16 protein-coding genes are annotated in these 22,793 nt (G+C 63.3%); 5 read left to right on the forward strand and 11 right to left on the reverse strand.

Going from position 1 to position 22,793, the window contains the following annotated elements:
• Positions 1-17: 17 nt before the first annotated feature.
• On the reverse strand, positions 18-215 hold the full coding sequence (locus tag OXH60_08235; GenBank protein ID MDE0712109.1) for a hypothetical protein: 198 nt from the start codon (positions 213-215) through the stop codon (positions 18-20).
• Between the two features lie 159 nt (positions 216-374).
• Between OXH60_08235 and OXH60_08240 the strand changes: the two genes are divergently transcribed.
• The 3 genes from OXH60_08240 to OXH60_08250 all read left to right on the forward strand — a co-directional run bounded on the left by OXH60_08240 (position 375) and on the right by OXH60_08250 (position 4,350).
• A complete protein-coding gene (locus OXH60_08240; protein ID MDE0712110.1) occupies positions 375-1,466 on the forward strand; it encodes a quinone-dependent dihydroorotate dehydrogenase in 1,092 nt (363 codons plus the stop codon).
• A gap of 1 nt (position 1,467) precedes the next feature.
• On the forward strand, positions 1,468-2,355 hold the full coding sequence (locus OXH60_08245; protein MDE0712111.1) for a TIGR01459 family HAD-type hydrolase: 888 nt from the start codon (positions 1,468-1,470) through the stop codon (positions 2,353-2,355).
• A 228-nt stretch (positions 2,356-2,583) separates the two neighbouring features.
• A complete protein-coding gene (locus OXH60_08250) occupies positions 2,584-4,350 on the forward strand; it encodes a hypothetical protein (protein ID MDE0712112.1) in 1,767 nt (588 codons plus the stop codon).
• Positions 4,351-4,412: 62 nt separating this feature from the next.
• Here the strand turns inward: OXH60_08250 and OXH60_08255 are convergent, their stop codons facing one another.
• The 4 genes from OXH60_08255 to OXH60_08270 form a co-directional block, all read right to left on the reverse strand.
• A complete protein-coding gene (locus OXH60_08255) occupies positions 4,413-7,586 on the reverse strand; it encodes an efflux RND transporter permease subunit (GenBank protein MDE0712113.1) in 3,174 nt (1,057 codons plus the stop codon).
• A gap of 12 nt (positions 7,587-7,598) precedes the next feature.
• Entirely contained in the window at positions 7,599-8,720 is a 1,122-nt protein-coding gene (locus OXH60_08260; protein MDE0712114.1) for a hypothetical protein, read from the reverse strand.
• Between the two features lie 991 nt (positions 8,721-9,711).
• Positions 9,712-11,250 (reverse strand): GH3 auxin-responsive promoter family protein, encoded by a 1,539-nt coding sequence (locus tag OXH60_08265; protein MDE0712115.1) that lies wholly within the window; start codon positions 11,248-11,250, stop codon positions 9,712-9,714.
• A gap of 425 nt (positions 11,251-11,675) precedes the next feature.
• Positions 11,676-13,970 carry a penicillin acylase family protein gene (locus tag OXH60_08270; protein MDE0712116.1) on the reverse strand — a complete coding sequence of 765 codons (2,295 nt, stop codon included), beginning with the start codon at positions 13,968-13,970 and terminating at the stop codon, positions 11,676-11,678.
• 183 nt (positions 13,971-14,153) lie between these two features.
• On the opposite strand from OXH60_08270, the gene OXH60_08275 reads away from it, so the two are divergent.
• Positions 14,154-15,017 carry a phytanoyl-CoA dioxygenase family protein gene (locus OXH60_08275; protein MDE0712117.1) on the forward strand — a complete coding sequence of 288 codons (864 nt, stop codon included), beginning with the start codon at positions 14,154-14,156 and terminating at the stop codon, positions 15,015-15,017.
• 154 nt (positions 15,018-15,171) lie between these two features.
• On the opposite strand, the gene OXH60_08280 is transcribed toward OXH60_08275, so the two are convergent.
• From OXH60_08280 to bfr, 5 genes are all read right to left on the reverse strand, one after another.
• The gene (locus tag OXH60_08280; GenBank protein MDE0712118.1) at positions 15,172-15,948 is read right to left on the reverse strand and encodes a rhomboid family intramembrane serine protease; all 777 of its coding nucleotides are present in this window, start codon (positions 15,946-15,948) and stop codon (positions 15,172-15,174) included.
• Positions 15,929-18,073: an acetate--CoA ligase family protein gene (locus OXH60_08285; GenBank protein ID MDE0712119.1), complete on the reverse strand. Its 2,145-nt coding sequence runs from the start codon at positions 18,071-18,073 to the stop codon at positions 15,929-15,931. Before OXH60_08285 ends, OXH60_08280 begins: the two co-directional genes overlap by 20 nt.
• 61 nt (positions 18,074-18,134) lie before the next feature.
• Positions 18,135-20,372 (reverse strand): ATP-dependent RecD-like DNA helicase, encoded by a 2,238-nt coding sequence (locus OXH60_08290; GenBank protein ID MDE0712120.1) that lies wholly within the window; start codon positions 20,370-20,372, stop codon positions 18,135-18,137.
• Positions 20,373-20,495: 123 nt separating this feature from the next.
• Positions 20,496-20,753, reverse strand: coding sequence for an exodeoxyribonuclease VII small subunit (gene xseB / locus OXH60_08295; GenBank protein MDE0712121.1), 258 nt, complete (start codon positions 20,751-20,753; stop codon positions 20,496-20,498).
• A 15-nt stretch (positions 20,754-20,768) separates the two neighbouring features.
• Entirely contained in the window at positions 20,769-21,233 is a 465-nt protein-coding gene (gene bfr, locus OXH60_08300; protein ID MDE0712122.1) for a bacterioferritin, read from the reverse strand.
• A gap of 170 nt (positions 21,234-21,403) precedes the next feature.
• Here bfr and OXH60_08305 point away from each other — a divergent pair, with 170 nt between their 5' ends.
• Complete coding sequence (locus OXH60_08305; protein MDE0712123.1) at positions 21,404-22,156, forward strand: SDR family NAD(P)-dependent oxidoreductase; 753 nt, start codon at positions 21,404-21,406, stop codon at positions 22,154-22,156.
• 18 nt (positions 22,157-22,174) lie between these two features.
• Here the strand turns inward: OXH60_08305 and OXH60_08310 are convergent, their stop codons facing one another.
• Positions 22,175-22,378, reverse strand: coding sequence for a (2Fe-2S)-binding protein (locus OXH60_08310; protein ID MDE0712124.1), 204 nt, complete (start codon positions 22,376-22,378; stop codon positions 22,175-22,177).
• Positions 22,379-22,793 lie beyond the last annotated feature (415 nt).

Here is a 22,793-nt window from a genome sequence, read left to right on the forward strand (position 1 = left end):
GTCAACCGTCAACAACCTCAGGCGATGATGTCTGGAGGCGTGCGTTCGAAGGCCGCAATCCGGTCCATAACATTGCGTTTTTCTTCCCGCAATCGCCGTATTTCGGCGAAATCGCTGACCGCGCCCCTCGATTGTTCCGAAATTAGGCGATCGAGTTCTTCTGATCGCTCGCGCAGCGCAGCCAACTCGTCTGCATGATCTGTACTGCTGCTCATACGCTTCGTCTCCCTTTGCAGGGCTCTGCAAATTGTATACCAGAGCGTCGGACTCCGGTTTGCGATCCCGCCGTGAATTCGTGCTATGCAGGGAAACGTGCCGGGCCCGAGTGCGGTTGAACAGCTGATGGCAGTAATTCGCGGCGGGACAGTGGAATCGTGACGTACATCGAATCGCTGGCTGCACCGTTCCTGCGAGCGCTCGGACCCGAAGCCGCGCACCACCTGGCGCTTCGGGCACTGGAAGCCGGGATGGTCAGTGTTGCCGGCGTGGAGCCGGACGCCGTTCTGGCCAACGAGGTTGCCGGAATTTCCTTCCCTTCACCGCTCGGACTGGCCGCCGGCTTCGACAAGGACGCGCGTGCAGTTCCGGCGCTGGGACGGATCGGGTTCGGACACGTCGAAGTCGGTACCGTCACGCCGAAACCTCAACCCGGCAATCCGCGCCCAAGGATATTTCGGTTGCGGGCGCAGGAAGCGATGATTAACCGGCTCGGATTCCCTAGCGAGGGACTGGAAGCGATCACCACGCGCCTTGCCAGGCGCCCAGAACGGCTGATTGTTGGCGCCAACGTCGGCTGCAACCGGGTAACGCCAGATCCGATCGCTGACATTGTCGAAGGCATCAATCGATTGGGAGGATTGATCGACTACGTCTGCGTCAACGTGTCATCGCCCAACACTCCCGGGCTGCGCGACCTCCAGACCGGATCAGCCCTGGACCAGCTGCTCCGGCGAACCCGCCAGGCCAGAGATGATGTTGAGGGGAAGACCGGCCGACCGCTCCCGTTGTTCCTGAAGATCGCGCCGGATCTGACCGCACCACAGGTACAAGATCTGGCTGACCGGCTTGTCCACCAACCGGTGGATGCCCTGGCGGTGTCCAACACCACCGTCGCGCGACCCACGACGCTGACGGGTCGGCACCGAGCAGAGGCTGGTGGCCTAAGCGGGCCACCCCTGTTCGAATCCTCGACGCGACTGTTAGCGACGCTGCACCAATCGCTTCCCAGATCCATCAGTCTCGTCGGGGTCGGGGGGATTGCCAGCGCCGCCGACGCCTGGCGGAAGATCGAGGCCGGGGCCAGTCTCGTGCAGCTCTATACGGCCTTCGTTTACCAGGGAACTGAATTGATCAATCGTATCCACAGAGGATTGGCTGAGTTCGTCAGGGAGTCCGGTTCGCGATCGTTGGCCGCAGCCGTCGGCACCCGCTCGGAAGAGATCAGCGAGACCCAAGCGAATGCCTGACATGCCACCGCCGCCGATCTACGACTCGCTGGCAGCCCCGGAACTCTCGACGAAGGCGTACGTGCTCGATGTATGGGGAGTGCTCTGGGACGGTATCCACGCCTATCCCGACGCGGCAGCCTGTCTGCTCGAACTTCGGCGGCAAGACAAGCGGGTTCTCTTGCTCTCCAATGCGCCGCGCCCAAGCCGCAGCGTGGTTCACGGTCTGGCCGAGATCGGCATTGCGGAACACCTCTTTGACGGCATCCTGACTTCCGGTGATCTGTGCAGGGAGGCTTGCGCCAACGGCGGTGGCGAGTTCGGCACCGCGTATCACTACCTCGGGCTCGAAAAGGATCGAGCCTTGCTGGAAGGCCTGCCGTTTCGGGAAGCCGCCGAGCTCACTGCCGCGGACTTCATACTGAACCTCGGTACCCGGCAGCTTGGTGAGTCGGCAGGGGCGTATCGCGCCGAGTTGTCACGGGCACGTGATCGGGATCTGCCCATGCTCTGCGCCAATCCGGATCGGATCATCGTGCGTTCCGATGGAACCTCCGTCGACTGCGCGGGTGCGCTGGCGGACCTGTACGCGGCGCTCGGGGGCTCGGTGCGATCATTCGGGAAACCTCTGCGTCCCACCTATGACGCATGTCTTGAGCGCCTGCGGAATTGGTTGCCTGATCTGGTCCCAAGCGCCGTACTGGCGGTCGGCGACTCCCTCACGACGGACATCCGCGGAGCCCAGGCCGCGGGGTTTCGCACCGCTCTAGTGGCCGGGGGAATCCACGGACTGGAACTCGGTCTGCAACGACATGGCGACCGCCCCGACCCGCGACGGATTGCCGCACTGACCGAGCGGATCGGGGTTCGTCCGGACGCCGTCCTGTCGACATTCCAGTGGCGTGCATGACGATAGCTGGGGCCGCGGTGGCCACCGCGTGGCACCGGACGGTGGAACTGCGTCCGCGGAGCGCCAGTCCCTCTCTGCTGGCGCGCTTCCGCGGAACGCCGATCCCGCCAATCGCTTGGACGATCTATCAAATCCCGTCAATATCTTGACTAGCATTCGCCACCAAGCGGGCGCGTTGCTGCAAATCTCGAATTGAATTTCCGATAGTCGTCGACTATAGGTCCCGATATGGCGACTGATACTTCCGAGCTTCAATCCCGCGTTCGCTACGAACCGGATGACCGGCCCCCCGCGTTGCTGGCAGCGGGTCTGGGACTGCAACTCACCATCCTGACGATTTCCGGGATCGTCATCACGCCGCTGATTGTGATTCAGGCCGCCGGCGGCTCCGACACGTACATGATGTGGGCGGTCTTCGGGTCCGTGGTGGTCAGCGGAGTCAGCACGATTCTCCAAGCTGTCAGGGTCGGTCGGATCGGCGCTGGCTACGTGCTCTTGATGGGGACCTCCGGGGCCTTCATCGCCATCTGCATTACCGCCATCGCGGAGGGCGGGCCGGCGATGCTGGCAACGCTGGTCATCATTTCCTCACTCTTCCAGTTTGTACTGGCAAGGCGGTTGTCGCTGTTCCGCCGGGTGCTGACTCCGACCGTCGCGGGCACCGTCATCATGCTGATTCCGGTGACCGTGATGCCCATCATCTTCGACTTGCTCGGGCGGGTTCCGGACGGAACGCCAGCCGAGGCAGCGCCGTTGAGTGCGCTTGTCACGCTGCTCGTCATCGTCGGGATCGCCGTCAAGGCGACCGGCGTGCTCCGACTGTGGGCGCCTGTCATCGGCGTCGTCGCCGGGTCGTTGGTTGGCGGGTACTTCGGGATCTACGACACGGCTAGGATTTCCGAAGCACCGTGGATCGGTTTTCCGGACGCCAGCGCGTGGCCCGGCTTTGACCTGAGTTTCGGTCCGACGTTTTGGGCATTGTTGCCGGGTTTCGTCTTCGTGACGCTGATCGGCGCCATCGAAACCGTCGGCGATTCCGTAGCGATCCAGCGGGTTTCGTGGCGGCGTCCTCGGGCAGTCAACTTCCGTTCGGTCCAGGGGGCCGTCACCGCAGACGGTGTGGGAAACCTCCTGTCGGGCTGCGTCGGCACGGTTCCGAACACCACGTACTCCTCGAGCGTCTCCGTCACCGAGTTGACGGGCGTCGGCGCACGCACGGTCGGCATTGCCGCCGGAACGATATTCCTCGGGCTCGCGTGTTTCCCGAAGTTGCTGTCGCTGATTCTTGCGATCCCGAGTCCCGTCGCCGGCGCGTACGTCAGCGTCCTGCTTGCCATCCTCTTCGTGGTGGGCATGAAGGTCCTGATACAGGAAGGAATCGACTACCGGAACGGCATGATTGCCGGCGTGTCGTTCTGGGTCGGGGTCGGCTTCCAGAACGGCATGATCTTTCCCGAAGTCTTCGCGGAGTTTGCGGGCGGTCTGCTGCAAAACGGCATGACAGCCGGAGGGCTGACGGCACTGCTGCTGACCCTGTTCGTCGAACTCGCCGAACCCCGCCGCTGGCGCATCGAGGTGCCCTTCCAGGTTTCCGTTCTGCCCAAGGTCAGAGAATTTCTCCAGGCGTTCGCCACGCGAAGCGGCTGGGGGAAGACGATGATGAACCGTCTCGACAGCGCAAGCGAGGAGACCTTGCTGACGCTGCTCCGGCAGTATGGCGACGAAGACCCCGGTGGCGACGCTGCACGACGATTGCTGCTGGTCGCGCACAAGGAAAGCGACGAAGCGGTTCTGGAATTCATCGCGTCAACCGGTGAGGCGAATCTCCAGGATCAGATCGCGCTGCTCAGTGAACGCGCGACCGAAGCCCCCGTCGAGCACGAAGTTTCCCTCAGGCTCTTGCGGCACGTTGCCTCGTCGGTTCACCACCAGCAGTACCACGACACCGACATCGTGACCGTACGGGTCAAGGTCCCCGCCGAGCCAGAACCCTAGCACCGGCCGTGCCGGCCGATTGACATCCAGCAAGCTGCGCCCGGCGTTCTCCCGGCGGCGCATCAATGGGTGCGGCCATCGATCAGCATGACCAGTGTCGGGAGAACGAACAGGATAAACAGCGCCGAGAGCAGCAGCCCACCCAACATGCTCACGACGAACGGCACCAGGAAAATCAATTCGTCGCCCCGTTCGTAGAGCAGCGGCGACAGCCCGAGCACGGTCGTCAAGCTCGTCAGGAACACGGCCCGGAATCGATGCCGGGCGGCCGCCGATGCGGCCGCAATGGCAGGTAGCATCCGGTTCTCTCGACGCAGCAGGTTGTATCGATCCATGAGCACCAACGCGTCGTTCACGACAACTCCTGACACGCCGATCATTCCGAAGATGGATATCGCCGTCAGATCCCAGCCCAGAATCCAGTGACCGAATACCGCGCCCGCAAATGAGAGAAATATCCCCACCACGGCGACCAGGGGCTTCCAGTAGCTGCGCAGGAACGCGGCCATAAACGCGTACATCGCGATCAACACGATGGGAACCAAGACCCCCAGCGTCGTCAGCATCGTTCTTTCGTCCCGGGCGCCGCCTTCGGTTTCGACCTTCAAACCGGGATATTTCGCAAGCAGGTCCGGCATGAACTCGGTGTTGACGTGTCGTCGTGCCTGAATCGGCGTGATGACCGAGGGATCGGCTTGCGCGTTCACGACCGCCGCCTGCTGACCATCGATCCGCTTTAGCGTGCCCAGTTCGCGCGTCTCGGTGAGTCGCGTGACCATCGACAGTGGCATCTCGTCGTTGGTGACCCTGTCGCTCGCGCCAGCCCGCAGGCCGGGGCCAACCTGGAAGATCCGCTCACGGGCCAGCTCACCCAAGCTCGTTCGGCGCTCCGGCGGATACCTCACCATGACCTTCAGTTCTTCGTGTCCACGCTGAAGGCGTTGGACTTCGATGCCGTGAAAGTTGGCACGCAGCTGTGCCCCGACCAGAGCAGCGCTCATCCCTGCCGCCTCCGCGGCCGGCGTCAACTCGACCTCGACGTGCCGCTTGCCAACGGACAGGCTGTCGGACACGCCATAGATGCCTGGAATGGTCGCCAAGTATTCCCGCAACTCCGCAACCGCTCCTTTCAGCGTTTCCAGGTCTTCGTGCTTAAACGCGTAGGCGACACCCGGCTTGGTGCGCACCCTGGTGGTTTCGTAATCAACCGATTCCAGATAGGACGTATCCCCGACGTTGTGGCGCCACAGCTGCGCGATCTCCCACGGGGAAGCCGTGCGAATCGGCCGATCATTGAGATGCAGACGTACCGACGCGACGTGACTGCGCGGACGGTCCTCCTTGCCGGCCCTGGACGAGGCCACGTTGCCAACCATCATGCTCACGGCATTGATGGAATCACTACCCAGCTCGTCGTTGATGCTCTCGGCCGCGCTCACGAACCGCTCAGCGACCGCCAGCGTGCTCTCAAAGGGCGCACCCATCGGAAGCTTGAGATCCGCCTGCACGCTGTTCGTCACATTGGCCCGGCTGTCATACATCACGACCCGGACGATTTCTGAACGGACCAGCAAGACCGCAGCGACAATGACCACCAGCCCGCCCGTCAGGGTCAGCCCAATATTCGTGACCGACCAGGACACGGCCGGAACTACCACACTCTCGCGAAGATTCTCCAGCCAGCCCCGCACAAATTCCTGCACGTCCTTGAGCGGGGACAGACTCCAAGGCCGTTCGTGCGCTAGGTGCGCCGGCAGGATCAGGAACGCTTCCGCCAGCGAAACCAGCAAGACAAAGAGTGCGACGTACGGGAATACCTTCAGAATCTGAAAGTCGCCGGACGTAATGAACGCAAACGGTACCAGTGCCAGCAACGTGGTCACGACACCGACCAGAATCGGGCCGAAAACAGCTTTCGCGCCACTGATGGCAGCGTCCAATGCGCTCTTGCCGGTCTCCCGCTCAGCGGCGATGCTTTCTCCCACCACGACTGCATCGTCGACAACAATTCCTATGAGCAGGAAGAACGCGAAGACGGTGCCCATGTTCAGTGTAAGGCCTGCCGGGCCAAAGAAGATCAGCGATCCGATAAATGACAGCGGGATGCCGACAGCAATCCACGATGCCACCCGCAGGTCAAACACCAGCACCAAACAAATGAACACGAGCAGCGCGCCAATCACCCCGTTCCGGATGATCTCCGTCAGCCGGTCCAACGCGGGCTTCGCGCTATCGCTCCATACGTCAATGACAACGTCCTCTGGTGTCTGGTAGCTGCCCAGCCACTCCCGGACGTCCTCTGACATCTCGACAATTGACTGCTCCTCGGCTGCATCGACGCGGACGAGGACGGCTGGCCAGCCATTGAATCGGGTAACTGTCTGGTCATCGACGAAACCGTCGCGAACCTCAGCAACGTCACCAAGCCGCAGAATGGTGCCGTCCAGCCGGGTCAGCAGCGGAATATCCTTGAAGTCCTCGCCAACCCTCCGTTTGGCGATGGTATGCAGGATCACCCCGCCGGCATCGGTGTGGAGTTCGCCAAATGTCACGTTGACCGATTCCCGTTGCACCGCGTTGGCAATTCTGCGAATCGTGAGACGGTTCCGGCGCAACGCCTCCTCGTGAACCTCGATGGAGATCTCGCGGTCCCGGGTTCCTCGAAGCTCCACTTGCGACACGGTCGGCAATTGCAGTAGCTCGCCACGGACGCTTTCCGCCGCAACTCTTAGCTCGTCCTCGGTCAGCCGTGACGACGAGACCGCAAGCGTCACGACTTCAAGCGCGACTTCCTGCAGCCTTACTTCCGGCTGCTCCGCGTTGGCCGGCGGAAAACGCTCGATGCTGTCCACGGCGTTCTGGACATCCAGCAGCGCGGAAGCGGAACGTGCAAACGGAGCAATCTCAATGTCGACGCGCCCGAGGCCGTGGGTAGCCGTCGTGATGACCCGCTCTACCCCCGACAACCCGAGGATGTTCTCTTCTATTCGCCGGTTGATGTCCTCTTCCACTTCCTGCGGAGAAGACCCAGGTGCCGGTACGGTTACCGTGACCATCCGAAGATCCATCTGCGGGAAACGCTGAATGGGAATCTGGGATCCCGAGATGATCCCGCCGACGATGAACAGCACCATCAGCAGATTGGCGGCAACCGGGTTACGGGCGAAATAGGCGATCAGTCCCGCTCTCGATGGCGCGCCGGGCTGGGCCGTCGTTGGGAGATCGGTTGTACTCATGTCGAAGCTCCGCTACTCGGACGGCACCGCTTCCGCAATCGTGACCGCCAATCCTTCTCTTGCTTCCGGCAGAATGCCGAAGACCACGCCCTCCCCGGCGTCGAACGCCTCCACGACCAGCCCGTTCTCCACGCGGCCCAATGCTGTCGGCGTAAACAACGTCAACTCGCCGTCCCGGACGACCCACACGCGGTTCTGCTCCTGAATGGCGGCTTCCGGCAGTGTGTAGACATTCTCGTAGGCGGGACCTTCGATCTCGCCCTCACCAAACGAGCCCGGCAAGGGCAACGAAGCTACCGTCTGATTCGAGGCAAACCTGAAAAACACGGTAGCCAGACGGCTGCTCGGAGCGACCATCGAGGACACGCGTGTCGCCTCCAACCGATGGGTACCCACTTCGGTGCGAACTATCGCGGAACGCCCCTTGAGCGGGCTCAAATACGCGAGGCTGGAGACTTCCATCGGTGCCTCGAACTGCAACGCGTCGACCCGATACACGGTCCCGATCCTGCCCCCGGGGCCAACGTCGCGATGCGGACCGACGACCTCGCCAACCTCCAATTCGGTACTGATCACTCGACTCTCGTACGGCAGGGAAATACTCGTTCGTTCAAGTTGGAGACGTGCCAGCTCAAGCCCTGTCTCCGCGCTGGCCAGCTGCGCTTCCGCAAGCGCGACCCGCAACGCATTTCCCCGGGCCTCCTCGATTTGCAGCCGGACCGCCGCTTCACTGACCGCGTTCCCAGCCGCCTTGACCTGAAGCTCGTATTCGGTTGGATCAATCTGAACAAACTTCTCGTCCGCCGGAATCACCCCGCCGTTATTGAAGTTTGGTGATATCCAGCTAACACGCCCGGTGACTTCTGCAACAACGCCCGTCTGTTCTTCCAGTGTTACTGCCCCGGTCAGCTTTAACTTAATTGACTGGTCTACAGTTTCGGGTTTGACTACCTGTACGACAGGTTTAGCTGCATCAAATGACAAATCAGAAGATGTATCGATTTGAACATGACCAGGAGCTCTTGCGAAATACAATGCCACGACAATCGCCGCTAAAATCAGCGCCGCCTGCACGAAGCCAGGCAACCGAAACCGTCCGGGCTGCCCGGCTTGGCCGTCATTAAGCTGTGCCATCTTGATTTCCGATTGCTGATACAAGTTCCCCGGTGCAAGGGACGAAGAACTAGAGGCCAGGTATCAAGGAACCACGCCGTACTGCATCCGCTCCCGGATTTGATGAGCCTCTTTCCATCCTCACAACGGTGCCAGTAATCCGCAAAATACACCTCGTAACCGTACGTGTCCACACGCCTCAATGCCAATTATCCGTAACTTGCATCTGCTCTTTACTCTGACTTGACGTTTGTCAAGCTTGCTAGCAACTCCATCTTAGGGCGGCAGACTGATTCCGCCACAAATCTTTGCCGTAGCACGCCAGTCAAACCAGCTCTGCAAGCGACTTGTCGGCCAATGTCCTTACCGACCTTGTCGCAGATACGTGATACTTCACCTGATAACCATTCACTTACGTATCAATAGGACCTATGGCGCAAACCAGGTGCGTCCCCAGCTATGCATTCTCGTTCTATATTATTGTTACAACATTCATGAGCTGCATGGCAAAGAACATTTCTGATAGCGGCGAACGTTCAATTGCAGGTAACAAGAACTTGCAATAAAGATTGTCGGTGCTGCACTGTTTATCCTGGCATATGCCGTCGACCGCTGGCTGGACATGCAGGAAAGTGTGAAGGCCCGCGACCTCGGCACGGTGTTGTCGCTCTGGGCCCTGCAGTTTGCACTGCTCTTGCTGACCGTACTGAGCTTCGACGCGCCCTGGGAACGAGTGCTCTCCGCCGGCTGGGATTATCAGACGTCGATGTGGATCATTGTTGCCGCCGTCATCGCAGCCGCAATCTGGATCGGTTGGAAGTCCGCGAGCCGCCGGCTCCTGTTCGGGATGACCGTTGGGAGCAGCGCAACCATGATCGCGGTGATCGCATCCGGTACGGGCAATGCAGGGACCGATTCGAAATGGCGGGCGCGCAATAGCATCGAACGCATGCAAGTGCAGACCCTGCGCTCCGCGTCCCAGCCAACCATGATGTTGAACAGACAAGCGGCCCTAGCGGATCGGGAACTCCCTCGCCAGCTTGCGCAACGTCCCGAAGAGCTCCGTATCGTTGATCACGCGAGGAACCTTGTTTTGCCCGCCGAGCTTCCCGCGTCCCTTCATCCAAGCGACAAACCCCCCGGGAGGCAGCACCGCGACCCGCGGTGGATCGAGCCCCCAGCCGTCGGCGCGATGAGCCGCATAGTCCTCGTTCAGGCGCATCAGTACCAAGTCGACGCCTGCCGCGAACGTCCGAACTTGGGCGGAGTCCACGTTGGGATCGGAAAACTCGACGACGAAGAGATGTCCTCCACGTTCGCCGCTCCGTTCCGAAAACAGGCTGCCAACGGCAAAATCGTCGACGGTCGCCCCGATCGCCTTCGCGGATTCCGACACGGCACGCTCGAGTTCCGCCCCGATCACGTGCTCGCCGAACGCCGAGAGCGTGTAGCTGGTCCGACCGGTGACCAGAACACGTGGCGGGTTGCGATCGACCAATGTGACGGTGTCGCCGACCAGGTACCGCCAAAGGCCCGCGCCGGTCGAAATGACGAGAGCGTAGTTCACGCCCATCTCTACGTCGCCGATCCAGCGGCAATCCGGTTCCCGGGCTCCGAGTTCGCTCACCGGAATGAATTCGTAGAAAATTTCGTTGTCCAGGAGGAGCCGCAGGCCTGCACCGTCGGCGCCGTCCGCCACACCGAAGAAGCCCTCGCTCGCCGGATAGACCTCCCGGGTTTCAGCCCCGGTGCCCTCAAGGAGGGCCTCGAAGCGGTCCCGGTAGGGCGCCCAAGCGACACCGCCATGGACCAGCAATTCCAGATCCGGATACACGGACGCGATCCGCCCGTCCCCGGCACCGGCGATCTCCAGCAGTCGGTCGAAATAGATGAGAAGCCAGCTCGGCGTCCCGCCGACCGCACGGATGTCCTCCTGCCGGGAACTCCGGGCGATACGTTCGACCTTCGTCTCCCAGTCGGCAATTCCCTCCAGGCGGCCCGGAGGAAAGTAACGCGGTCCCGTCCAGGCCGGCCGGACCGCCGCCGCGATCCCGCTGAGATCCCCGCTGTAGACACCGCGCTCCTGACGCGTGAGGCCCGTTGATCCTCCCAGCATGAAGCAGCGCCCGGCCAGCACTCGACTGTCCGGCCGGTTCTCTACGTGGTGGACGAGCAGGTCCGCCACAGCACGTGCGTTGGCGCGGTTGATCTCTCGGCTGACCGGGATGTACTTGGTTGCCCCGCGGGTGGTTCCTGATGACAGGGCGAAGTAAGGGATCGTTCCGCGCCAGGTGCAATCGACCAGCCGGGGAAACGAATCCCGCCAATAGTTGTCCCAGAATTCCTCATAGGTCCGGATGGGGACGCGCTCCCGATAGTCTCCCAAAGTTCGGATCGCTCCGAATTCATGCTGCCCAGCAAAGCGCGTGCCGCGCGCACGATGGACAAGGGATCGCAGGACACCCTGCTGGACCTCTTCCGGATTCATTCGCTTGAGCCTGCGCAGACGCCGGCTCGCGTAAGCCCGGAGCAGCCAAGTCAAGTCGTACACCGATCAAGTCACCGGGAACGATCGGTCGCCCCACGGCTTCGACAGACCGGGATTCGTCGAAGCGGCCGGGTCTCCTCGCACCGCACGGAAGGTTCCTTGCGAATTCGGGCATCCGTCCTGCGGCGCTCCGGGCCTCCGTCGAGACCTTTGGCCACGCATCTTCCAAGCGTTGTAGCTTGCCCCCGGCGTCCTGTCGGCACGCCAGCGGGACCGGCACGTGCGGAGTGTCCTGCCGGCATGCTTCCCAAGTTTACGGGGCCCGCTGGATCCAATTGCCCTGCTTTCACGCAAGCAATGCGAACGTCTCGTCGACACCGTAACCGCAGGCTGAACCAGGTGCCAATCAATGGTCCCGCGAACGAGCGCCGATCCGCCGACGGGTGCAAACTGCTCGGACCGAGGCCGCCGCGGTCGCTACCTGATGCTCAGTTTTGGAGCACCAGCTTGTGCGGAAAGCGTTCGCGAACCGTGTCGATCGACAACGGCACTTGGACGTAGCCGCCGTCTCTCCAAAGGGGCCACTGGTCCAGCATGGTCGAACTGTTCAACCATCCGTCCTGGCCCCCGAGCAGCACAAAGTAGTTTGCGTCGGGATCGGTCAGGTCGGAGACATGCCTTGCGTTGGCGCCATAGCGCACCCTGTGGCGCTCGGACGTGGCGTCGTGGGCGGTTTTCATGAGCGTGTCTGAACTTCCGCCCACCCCGTACTCGGCAAACCGGTAGCGCTCGCCGATTACGGGAGCAGAGGCCAGTGGATGCGCCAGCTCCAAACGGTGCATGTCGGCCCAGCGCACGAAGGTCGGAAGGCCCGAAGCGGCGTTCTCCAGCGCGGCTGCAAGCGCAGCATGCACGACATCCGGGCTGGCCGCCGCCATATCGGCGGGGAGTAACGCAGCCATCCTGCCGACGGCGGCGAGGGCCTGACCCTCTCCCTCGCCGAACGCCAGCGGATAGAACGCCTTGACGAAGCCGTCCCGGAACTGCTCGAAGCTGACGGCGCCAACCGAGTCTGCCCGGTAATGCCCGTCCCAGTCGCGCAACCGCCCGATCACCTCGGCCGCATCCCCGGTCGCGGCCTGAGACAGACCGGCTGCGTCCAGCTGGGCCACGAACAGGTCCCGGAGCACGACCGCCGACGCCATCTGCACATCCCGTTGCAGCGCCATCACGGCATCCAGATCGACCGGCGTCTCGGCTTCGATCACCTGGGCCATGCGCTGCACGCGATCATCTGAAGAAAAGAAGAAACCGACCGGCATACCGGCCGTCGACGGACGATTGTTGGCTGACGCCAGGTACCCGGAATTCGGGTTGAAGCTGAACGGCAGGTCCCCGACGGACTGCATGGCGTCCCAGTCGCCGCCGGCCCTTCCTTTGTCGAGGATGACGTCGTCGGGAGCAGCCGTTCGAAGCGGCAGCTGCACCGCCATGACCTGGCCGATGTTGCCGCTGTCATCCGCGTACAGCATGTTCTGGCCAGGTACCGAGAAGCCCTCGAACGCTGCCCGGAACTCGGCGAATCCGCGGGCCCGGCTCACCTTGAGCATGGAGCCGATTTCGTCACTCACGCGGTGACCCGTCCAGCGGAGCGCGACGGGCGGAAGTCCGTACTCCGAAAGGAAGGGAACGTCCGACAGGATCGGGCCATAGGATGTTTCCCGAACGGTGACCTCCTCGTCCAGCCACCAGCGCACGGCGATCCGCTCGCGACGCTCGGTGATCTCCGATGGCGGTAATCCGCTGACGTCGTAGAGGTCGCTTGAGGCGGCGCGCATATTGGTGCCGCCCCAAGCGATGTTCGGATTGCGTCCAATGGCAAAGATCGGGAGCCCGGGGCCCATCAGCCCAACCGCGTGATACGACGGCGATTTCACGCCGGCTATCAGCCACACGTTGGGCACGAAGATGCCGAGGTGCGGATCGTTCGCGATGATGCTCCCTCCCGTGGCTGTCCGACCGGGCCCCAGCGCCAGGCTGTTGCTGCCTGACCGTCCCAGGCCGCCCAGCACTTCGTGCAGGCCAGCCGTCTTCGGGTCCCCGTCGAAGCTGGGGAGCGATGCGCTGCCGTGAGTCACCAGACGTGCCCACAGTTCCGGCCAATCCGGACGTGTGCGCAGCGGCAGCAGGCTCGCCCACACCAGCCAATTGACGTCCGTTCCGGCCAGCCGACCGATCGTGAGCACATCGGTGATGGTCCAGGGCTCCCTCGAAAGCCCCAGCACCCGGAATTCGTGTGGCAGTTCCTCGGTGGTGGCGAGGTAATGATTGATGCCGTCGACGAACCGCTGGGCCCAGCGCCGGGATCGATCGTCCATGTTGCGTTCGATTTCTGCTGCGGCCCGGGAGAACGAGAGCGTCCTGAGCCCGCGGTCGACGTCGACCGCGATGGGGCCGACCATTTCGGACAGTCGGCCGTGGGCCAGCATCCGAACCAGCCCCATCTGGCCGAGTCGAAGATGCGCATGAACGAGGCCGAGGGCGAAAGCGGCGTCATCATCGCTGCTCGCCTCGACAAATGGAATCTGGTGTTCATCCCAATAGATGTTGACCTGGTGCTCCAGGGGGAGGGAGCGCGTCGGGAACACCGCCAGTCGATCCGCCAAGCTCGTCGACTTCGGCATGGGTGCCAGCACCGTGCAGCCCGCCATAAAGCTTCCGGCCACGGCGAGACCGACCCAACGGGCGGCGCGAGCGGCAGATCCGGCGGATTGAACCTTCAAAGACCTAGTCCCATTTCGGTTTGTCCTTCGCGGTCAGCAAAAGCACGAGGCAAAACTTGGCCTCGGGAAGGCACCTGTGTACATGATGGTCGGTGGCGGGGAACCCGTACGTCGGCGTTGAAGAGCTTCTAGCCAAAACCCATGCACGATTGTGTCGCACAAGGAGAGATAGTTCCCTCATCAATGATGGGCAAACTCGTTGATTCGAGCGCGTTGTTTCCCGATTCCCGCGCCCTGCGCCGGCGACTGGACAACGACGGCTACCTGTTTCTTCGTGGTCTGCATGATGTCGAGGCCGTGCTGGCCGCGCGGCGGGAGGTCTTCGCGCGCCTCGAAGCGGTCGGAGAGGTCAAGAATCCTGCCGCCGAAGGCATTTTCACGGGCACCAGCCATCGCCGCGAGCGGGAACCCGATCTGGGCGCGTTCTGGAAGTCCGTGTCCGAGGGGCCGCGCCTCCGCGCAGTCACTCACGGCCCCAGGATCCGCGAGATCATCGGTGCCGTATTCGGCGAACCGGTCGTGCCGCATGACTACGCGTACATACGGCCGGCTCCTGTGGGGCGTTCGACCGGACCGCACTGCGACTATCCGTTCTTCGCCCGCACCACCGAGCGCGTTGTCACGGTGTGGACCGCCCTTGGGCCGGTCCAGCTTCGCGAAGGACCCGTCACGGTCATCGAGGGATCCCACCGTTTCGATGATCTGGCCGACGCCACGCGGGGGTTCGATGTCGCATCCGATGCCGATCGCCAGGCCACGCGGCCGGAAAACCACGTGGCCTTTGCCCGGTCGCGGAACACACGCCTCCTGAGCGCCGATTTTGGCCCGGGTGACATGCTCATCTTCGGCATGTTCACGTGGCACGGTTCGCTGGACAACCATTCGCCGATCGGGCGCATGCGGCTCTCAAGCGACATCCGGTTTCAGCCGGCCGGTGAGCCCAGGGATCCGCGCTATTTCGGCCCCGACCCCGGCGGGACCACCGGAGCGGGCTACGGAGAACTCAACGGGGCCAAGCCGCTGACCGAATCCTGGCACGTCCGCTGACCCGCTTGCCTAGGAAACATCGCCCCACGTAGACGGCTCCGCCCGGCTCGTCGTGCAGGCGGCGACCAGGATGATCCAACACCTATTGCCGGACACGTCGCCGCGCAGCACGCAGTTCAAGGATCAATCGAGCGACCGTTCCGCCCGGAATACATCATCCCCAAGGTCCAGGCCGCCACGGAGACTGGGAGCCCTTCGGAGAACGACGGAACCGGATATCAATGGGGCGCTTCCGCGCCTCCTCGCTCCTCGGGCCCCCATCTGCGAACCACGGGACGCCCCGGCGCTTGAAGGCCCCAATCAGCACCATGCCGGCGACGAATCCTCCGACGTGGGCGACGAAGGCGACGCCGGGGGAGCCGGGCGGCGTCAGCGCGGCCTGCAGGGCCTGCCCGCCGAACCAGACACCGAGCAGCAGCCAGGCGCGCAGGCGGATGATCGTGACAAATATGCCCAGGAACACCAGGGTGGACACCCGTGCGCGCGGAAACAGCAACAGATACGCACCCAGCACCCCCGATACGGCACCGCTCGCCCCGATCATGGGTATTTCCGACATCGGCGCGCTTGCGACCTGGGCGAGTGCCGCTCCAACACCGCACAGGAGGTAGAACACCAGGAATTTCAGATGGCCGGAGGAGTCCTCGATGTTGTTCCCGAAGATCCAGAGAAACAGCATGTTACCACCTAGATGCATCCAGCCGCCGTGCAGGAACATCGAGGTGAACACCGTGATCAGCGGATTGGCGGCCCCGGGGATGAACGGACCGGTTCCCAGGAGCTGCGCCGGGATCAGGCCGAAATACCAGACGATTTCGTCGTAACGGGGCTGCGCGTTCTGCCAGAGAAAAGCAAGGATGCAGACGCCGATGAGCCCAACCGTGACGTAGGGCCGATGGCGGGTGGGGTTGTCATCCCGAAGCGGAAACATCTGGCTTCAGGATGGCGAGAACGTCGCCGGCGACCACACCGTCGCCCTCGGCCGCCACGAAGAGCGGATTGACCTCGATTTCGGCGATCTGCGGGAACGCCTCCACCAGCGTCGACAGGGCGGAGAGGGCCGCCGCCGCCGCTCGCACATCGCTCGGGGTGCTGGATCGGGCGCCGTTGAGGAGCGGAAATGTGCGGAGCGAACGAATCATATCCTCGGCCTGCTTGTCCGTGACCGGGGCAGGCATGAGCGCCACGTCATCCAGCACCTCGGCGGCCGTCCCGCCGGCCCCGACTAGGGCCACCGGACCGAAGGCAGGATCGTGCCGGACACCGAGCAGCAGTTCCCTCGATTCGGGCACCATGCGATGTACCGCGACCCCGTCGATCGCCGCATCGGGCCGGTGCATCCGCGCCGCCGCCAAAATGCGATCGTGCGCCTCGCGAACCCTGTCCGCACCCTCCAGTCCGAGCGCGACCGCCCCCGCTTCCGTCTTGTGCGGCAGGTCCCGGCTCTCCACCTTGAGCACGGCCGGCCCCCCGACCTCCGCCGCGATGCGCACCGCGGCATCCGAATCCTCGGCCAGCGCGATCCGGCCGACCGGAATGTCGAGGGCCTCGATCAACTGCATGCCCTCGCCTTCCGACAGCGTCGTCCGGCCGGCGTGGGAAGCGACGAGACCGTCCAGCCGTTCCCTCGCCGCCGGCGACAGCTGCGCTGCCACACCCCCCGGCGCCGGACGGCGGAACAAGGAGCAGAGCGCGCGGATGGCCCGCTCCGGAGTCCCGAACACCGGCACGCCGCCATCGGCCAGACAGCTCGTGAATTCGGCGCTGGTATGCGGGCAGGCGAAGACAAACGGCTTCGCGGAGTTGGCCCTGGCATCCAGGATGGCCTGCGCGAATTCGAGCGTCTTGGGCCGGTACATGCCGAAAATGGCAAGAATGCCCTCGACACCGGGATCCGCCAGCAGCACGTCGAGGTAACGCGGCAGCACGTGCGGCGCCTCGAGGTGCTGAAGCGCGAGATCCACCGGGTTCACGGGATGGATGAATGGAGGCAGGTGCTCGCGGAGCGCCCCCTGCGTGGCCTCGCTGAATTCCGCAAGCGCAAGGCCCGATTGCCTGACCTTGTCCGCGACCAGTACGCCGAGGCCGCCCGAGTTGCCGAACACGGCGATCCGCGGCGGCCCGTCGCTCGCCGGCGTAACCGCCGGCACGTGGACCGCCGCCTCAATCAAGTCGAAGAACTCCTCAAGTCCCTCCGCCTCAATCACGCCATTCGCCGCAAATATCGAACGGTAGACCCGGTAATCGCCGGCGAGCGAGCCGGTGTGGGACTGCGCGGCGCGTGCCGATTCCTCCGAACGCCCGACCTTCAGGATGACAACCCGCTTGCCCGCGGCACGGGCCATGGCCAGCGCATGGCTCAGCTTTCGCCCGTCGCGGGCTCCTTCAAGGTAGGACGCGATCACCTGGATGGCGGGGTCCCTGGCGTAGTGCGCAATGACGTCCGCGATCTCGATCCCCGCTTCGTTCCCAACGCTGACCAGCGTGCCCACCCCCAGGCGGCGTTCGACTTGCTCGACGATGGCGAGGCTGACGAACATGCCGGACTGACTCACGAAACCCACCGGCCCTGGCGGGAGTTCGCCGATCTGGAGCGACGATGCGAAACTCGCCATCAGCCCAGTATGACGGTTGATCACGCCGATGCAGTTGGGCCCGCACAGGACGATCCCGTGGGTTTCCGCGATCTCGATGAGTTCCTGCTCGAGGATGGACCCGGCTTCCCCCGCCTCGCGAAACCCGGCCGTGAACATCACCACCGCGGGGACCTTTTGCCGGGCACAATCGCGCAGCGCTTCCGCGGCCAGCGAATCGCGCACGGTGATGACGGCAAGGTCCGGCGTTTCCGGGAGATCGGCGAGCGCTGCGTAGCAGGGTCTGCCGTCGATCTCGGTGCGGCGCGGATTCACCGCGTACAGCTCTCCCTGGAAGCCGCCCGCTATCGAGAACGGGATCGGCCGCCCGCCTGCCCGGTGCAACTCCGGAACCGCTCCGATTACGGCCACAGACCGCGGCCTGAGCAGCGGAGACAGGTCCGGGAATTCGTACGTGCTCATGACAGCCCCGTCTCGATGGCCTGGCGGTTCACGGTGCAGTGCGGAGGGGCGACTCGGCTGCTCACGTCGCCGGTCGCAGATTGGAATTGGCACCGCCGTGACATGCCGCGATCAGCAGGCTCCGCAGACTTGAACAGCGTTGCACGTCCTCATCGTTAGCGATCGCGCGTTCCAGCGCGCGGCGCTCTCCGACCAGCACAACCAGGTTCTTGGCACGCGTGACGGCCGTGTACAGTAAGTTGCGGCGCAGCATGATGCGATGCTGGAAGGTTATCGGAACCACGACCACCGGATACTCCGATCCCTGCGACTTGTGGATTGTCACGGCATAGGCGTGCCGCAGCTGACCGAGCTCGCTGAGCCCGTAGCTGACCCGCTGTCCACTCATTTGGACCCAGGCCAGCCGTTCGTCCGGGTCGTACTCCAGGACCGTTCCGATATCGCCGTTATAGACCTCCTTCTCGTAATTGTTCTCCACCTGCATCACGCGGTCACCCACCGCGTACCGTGTCTCGCCGCGACCCGGAAGTCGCTCGCCATGGCCGTTCAACCGATTCCGTAACGTTTCGTTCAGGGATTCCGTTCCTAGGACCGTCCTGCGCATCGGCGTCAGCACCTGGATCTCGTCGGGCCGGCGCCCATAGCGCGCAGGAATCCGTTCCGCCACCATCCGCACGATCAGCTCCGAAGCCCGTTCGGCTGTATCACAGTCCACGAACAGGAAATCTCCGCCGGCGTTGGGAGATCCGAATTCGAGCCGGTCACCCCTGTTGACCCGGTGGGCGTTTGTCACGATCTGGCTGCCTTCAGCTTGCCGATGCACCCGCTGCAGGGTCTCCACTGGCGCAATCTCGGCACGGATGATGTCACCCAACACGTGACCCGGCCCGACCGACGGCAACTGATCCACATCGCCCACCAGCAGGAGTCGCGCTGTATCCGGAATGGCCTGCAGGAGCGCAGCCATGATCGGAACATCTACCATGGACACCTCGTCGACGACGACAACGTCGGTCTCCAGCAGGTTGTCGCGATTGCGGCGGAAGCGGCCTTCGTTCGGCTCGAACTCCAGCAGCCGGTGGATTGTCCTTGCCGTCAGTCCCGAGGTCTCCGACAGCCGCCGCGCCGCCCGGCCGGTCGGCGCGCAGAGGTGCGTCCGGAGTCCCTTTGCCCGAAGAATCCGAAGGACCGAGTTGAGGATGGTCGTCTTTCCCACGCCCGGTCCGCCGGTCACGATTGCCACTTTCTCGGTGAGCGCCGTCTCCACTGCTCGTTCCTGATCGGGCGCCAGTCGCAATCCCGTCTGCCGCTGGACCCACGCCAGCGCCTGCGGGATATCGATCGGGGCTTCCTTCAGGGGGCGCTGCTGCAACGCCGCCAGGACATTCGCGATGGTGCGTTCCTGCTGATGGATCCGCTCCGTAAACACGCACGGGATCCCCTCGATCTCCACGCGCACCAGCATTCCCTCGGCCAGCTCCGTCTCGAGTGCGGTCCGGATGGCCAGTTCGTGCGGCCCCAGCGTCTTGACGGCTTCCTCGATGAACACCGTTTCCGGTAGTCCGCAATGGCCGTCGCGGTCGCGCGCGGTCGCGAGGACGAAGTAAAGGCCAGCCTGAAGCCGCATCGGGGCGTCGTCAATGATTCCGAGGGTGCGCGCAATGTTGTCGGCAATCGCAAAGCCGATCCCCCGGATATCGGCAATCAGTCGGTACGGATTGGCCTCGACGATGCGGGCTGCATCCTCGCCGTACTTTCGGAACACGGCGGCGGCGCGTGCCGACCCAAGACCGTGGTCTTCCAGCCAGATCATGACTTCCCGCGTGCGTTTCTCCCCGGTCCAGGCAGAGCGGATCCCCTCCAGGGTCTCCTCGCCAATGCCGGGGACCTCGAGCAGACGCTCGGGTTCGTGGTCGATCACCTGCAGCACTTCGTCGCCAAACCGTGCGGAAATCCGTTCGGCCAACTTCGGCCCAATCCCCTTCAGGCGGGAAGCCAAGTATCGAGCAGTGCCCTTGCGGGACACCGGCAGCTGCACGGACACCCGCTGAGCACGTAGCTGTCGCCCCCACTGCGGATTGTTCTCCCACTGCCCTTCCGCTGTCACGTGCTCACCGACCGCGACCCGGTCCACCACGCCCAACACGGACACGGGATCCCGCAACCCGGCGACATCCACGCGGAAAATGGTGTAACCGGTATCGTCGTTTCGAAACGTGATCCGGGCCACGTGCCCTTCGATGGTTTCGACGTTGGGAAGCTCGGCCTGCACCGGTCCCCGCACTTCCTCAGGACTCATGCATGCTCACCGCGCGCCCGGCCGGCGCTCGTTTTCCGCCATTGCGGCTGCAGCGCCCGCGATTCACGGTACCGCGAGTGTCAGGTTCCCGCCGCCGTTCCGTGTGCCGGACGGGCTCCCTGCTCAGAACGGCGGGGAATCGGAACCGTCAGCAGACGGCGACACCGCCTCGGCGCCGCCATCCTTGATGCGAATCTTGCTAATTCGTTCCTGTGCCTCATTCAATTTCTGTTCGCAGTGGTCCCGAAGCTGGACGCCCCGTTCGTAGGCCTTGATCGCCCGCTCCAAGTCCACATCGTCACGATCAATTTCCTCGACGATGGCCTCAAGCTTTTCGAGGGCTTGCTCGAATGTCAGCGACTGCAGGTCCGGGTCATCCATGAAACCACTCCTCGATCAGATTTGAGACTGCAGCCAGTTTTCACGGCCAATCGCCTTGACGAGACCGAGCTGGGTTTCCAGCCAGTCGACGTGCTCTTCCTCGGAATCCAGGATGCCGCGAAGCAGGTTCCGCGTCACGAAATCCTGCACCGACTCGGCATGCTCGATGCTGTCCCGAAGCACGGGGATGGCATCGTGCTCAAGCGCTAGGTCGCACTCCAAGCATTCGACCGGATCCTCGCCGATCCTGACCTTGTGGAGGTCCTGCACGTTGGGCAGGCCCTCAAGAAACAGGATCCGCTCCATCAACTGGTCTGCGTGCTTCATTTCGTCGATGGATTCTCCGTGCTCCTTGTCGGCCAGCGAGCCGTAACCCCAGTCGCGGAACATGCGCGAATGCAGGAAGTACTGATTGATTGCGGTCAACTCGTTGGTGAGCACCGTGTTGAGGTTGCGGATTACGGTCTTGTCGCCCTGCATGATTCCTCCTCAGAACGCGGCACCCGAAATCGGGCGCCGCGCCCAGACCGACGCATCGCCCAAGCACGCATGTACGTGTCGCGAAACCGCATGGTAGCACGCTCCGGCTGCCTGTAGTCTGTGCACGGCTCGAACCAATCGGCCGATCAGAAGCGCGGGAGCGAACACTCATGGATCAGAAGATCGTACTCGTCACCGGAGCCGGTTCCGGAATCGGGCGTAGCGTTGCCCACGCGTTCCTGAAGAACGGACATTCGGTCGCTCTCGCCGGGCGCCGTCGCGACCGGCTGGACGAAACCGTGGAGCTCGCCGGCGCGGATGGCGCGCGGGCGCTTCCGGTGACCACGGATGTCGGCAGTCCCGAGGCCGTGGACCAGCTGTTTGCGGCCGTCCAGGAACGTTTCGGCCGGCTCGACGTGGTCTTCAACAACGCAGGGGCCGGAGCGCCGCCCGTGCCGATCGAGGAGCTCACCTGGGAGCAGTGGAAGACCGTGGTCGACGTGAACTTGCACGGCGTGTTCCTGTGCACGCGTGCCGCCGTCGCCATGATGAAGAAGCAGTCCCCCCAGGGCGGCCGCATCATCAACAACGGCTCGATCTCGGCCTACGTCCCGCGGCCAAACTCAAGTCCCTATACCGCGACAAAACATGCGGTTACCGGGCTTACCCGGTCAACCTCCCTGGACGGTCGGGCCTTCAACATCGCCTGCGGCCAGATCGACATCGGGAACGCCGCGACCGACATGACGGCAGGGATGGTCAACGGCGTGTTGCAGCCCGACGGCTCCAAGCGGGCGGAGCCCCGGTTCGACGTCCAGCACGTGGCCGACGCCGTCCTCTACATGGCGAATCTGCCGCTTGACGCCAACGTGCAGTTCATGACCGTGATGGCGACCACGATGCCGTACATCGCCCGTGGCTGACGTCGCGTTTTCTATCTGTTAGCTGCGCGCGTCTCTGTCGAACGCGGCGGTTTCTCTGGGCTGGGCCCCGAGCGGATCAGGAGCAGTCAGCAGGTCGACGATCGTATCCCGGCATCGACCGCACTGCGGGCGGCACCCCATGTGCCGGTACACGCCTCCCGGGGTAGAGGCCCCGGCTCCGACGGCGCTCCGGACGTCCGAGCAGCGAATCGAATTGCACAAGCAGACGTACAACTGAGGTCCCCCGCGTTCAGCGACAAACTACGTTGAGTGCGAATGATTGTCAACTGCAGAATTCGTCGTTGTCCGGCCCTGCTTGCGCGTCCGAGATTCGCGTCGCTGGCGTATCCGCGATCCCTTCACCCGAGCCCAATGCGGCAACCCACAAACGCCGGCAACGCAGAGATGGATCCCCTATCCCACTTCGTCCAAAGCTCTGCAAGGCTCCTGAGTTCGGTCGTGGGCAGCCCGGCAAATGGATCAATTGGAACTTATGCGTTGCTTTAGGTTGTTTCCTTAATATTTTGATATCAAGCCATATATTTGATTGTTCTGTCTCCACGGGGCGGCTCCCAGGGATCGCCTTCGCTCTCCGGCCCGGACACCTGACGGAATTGCCGGACACGTGTGGGGCATC

It is taken from the genome of Rhodospirillales bacterium (genome assembly GCA_028824295.1).
In the GTDB taxonomy this organism is placed as follows: domain Bacteria; phylum Pseudomonadota; class Alphaproteobacteria; order TMED109; family TMED109; genus VXPW01.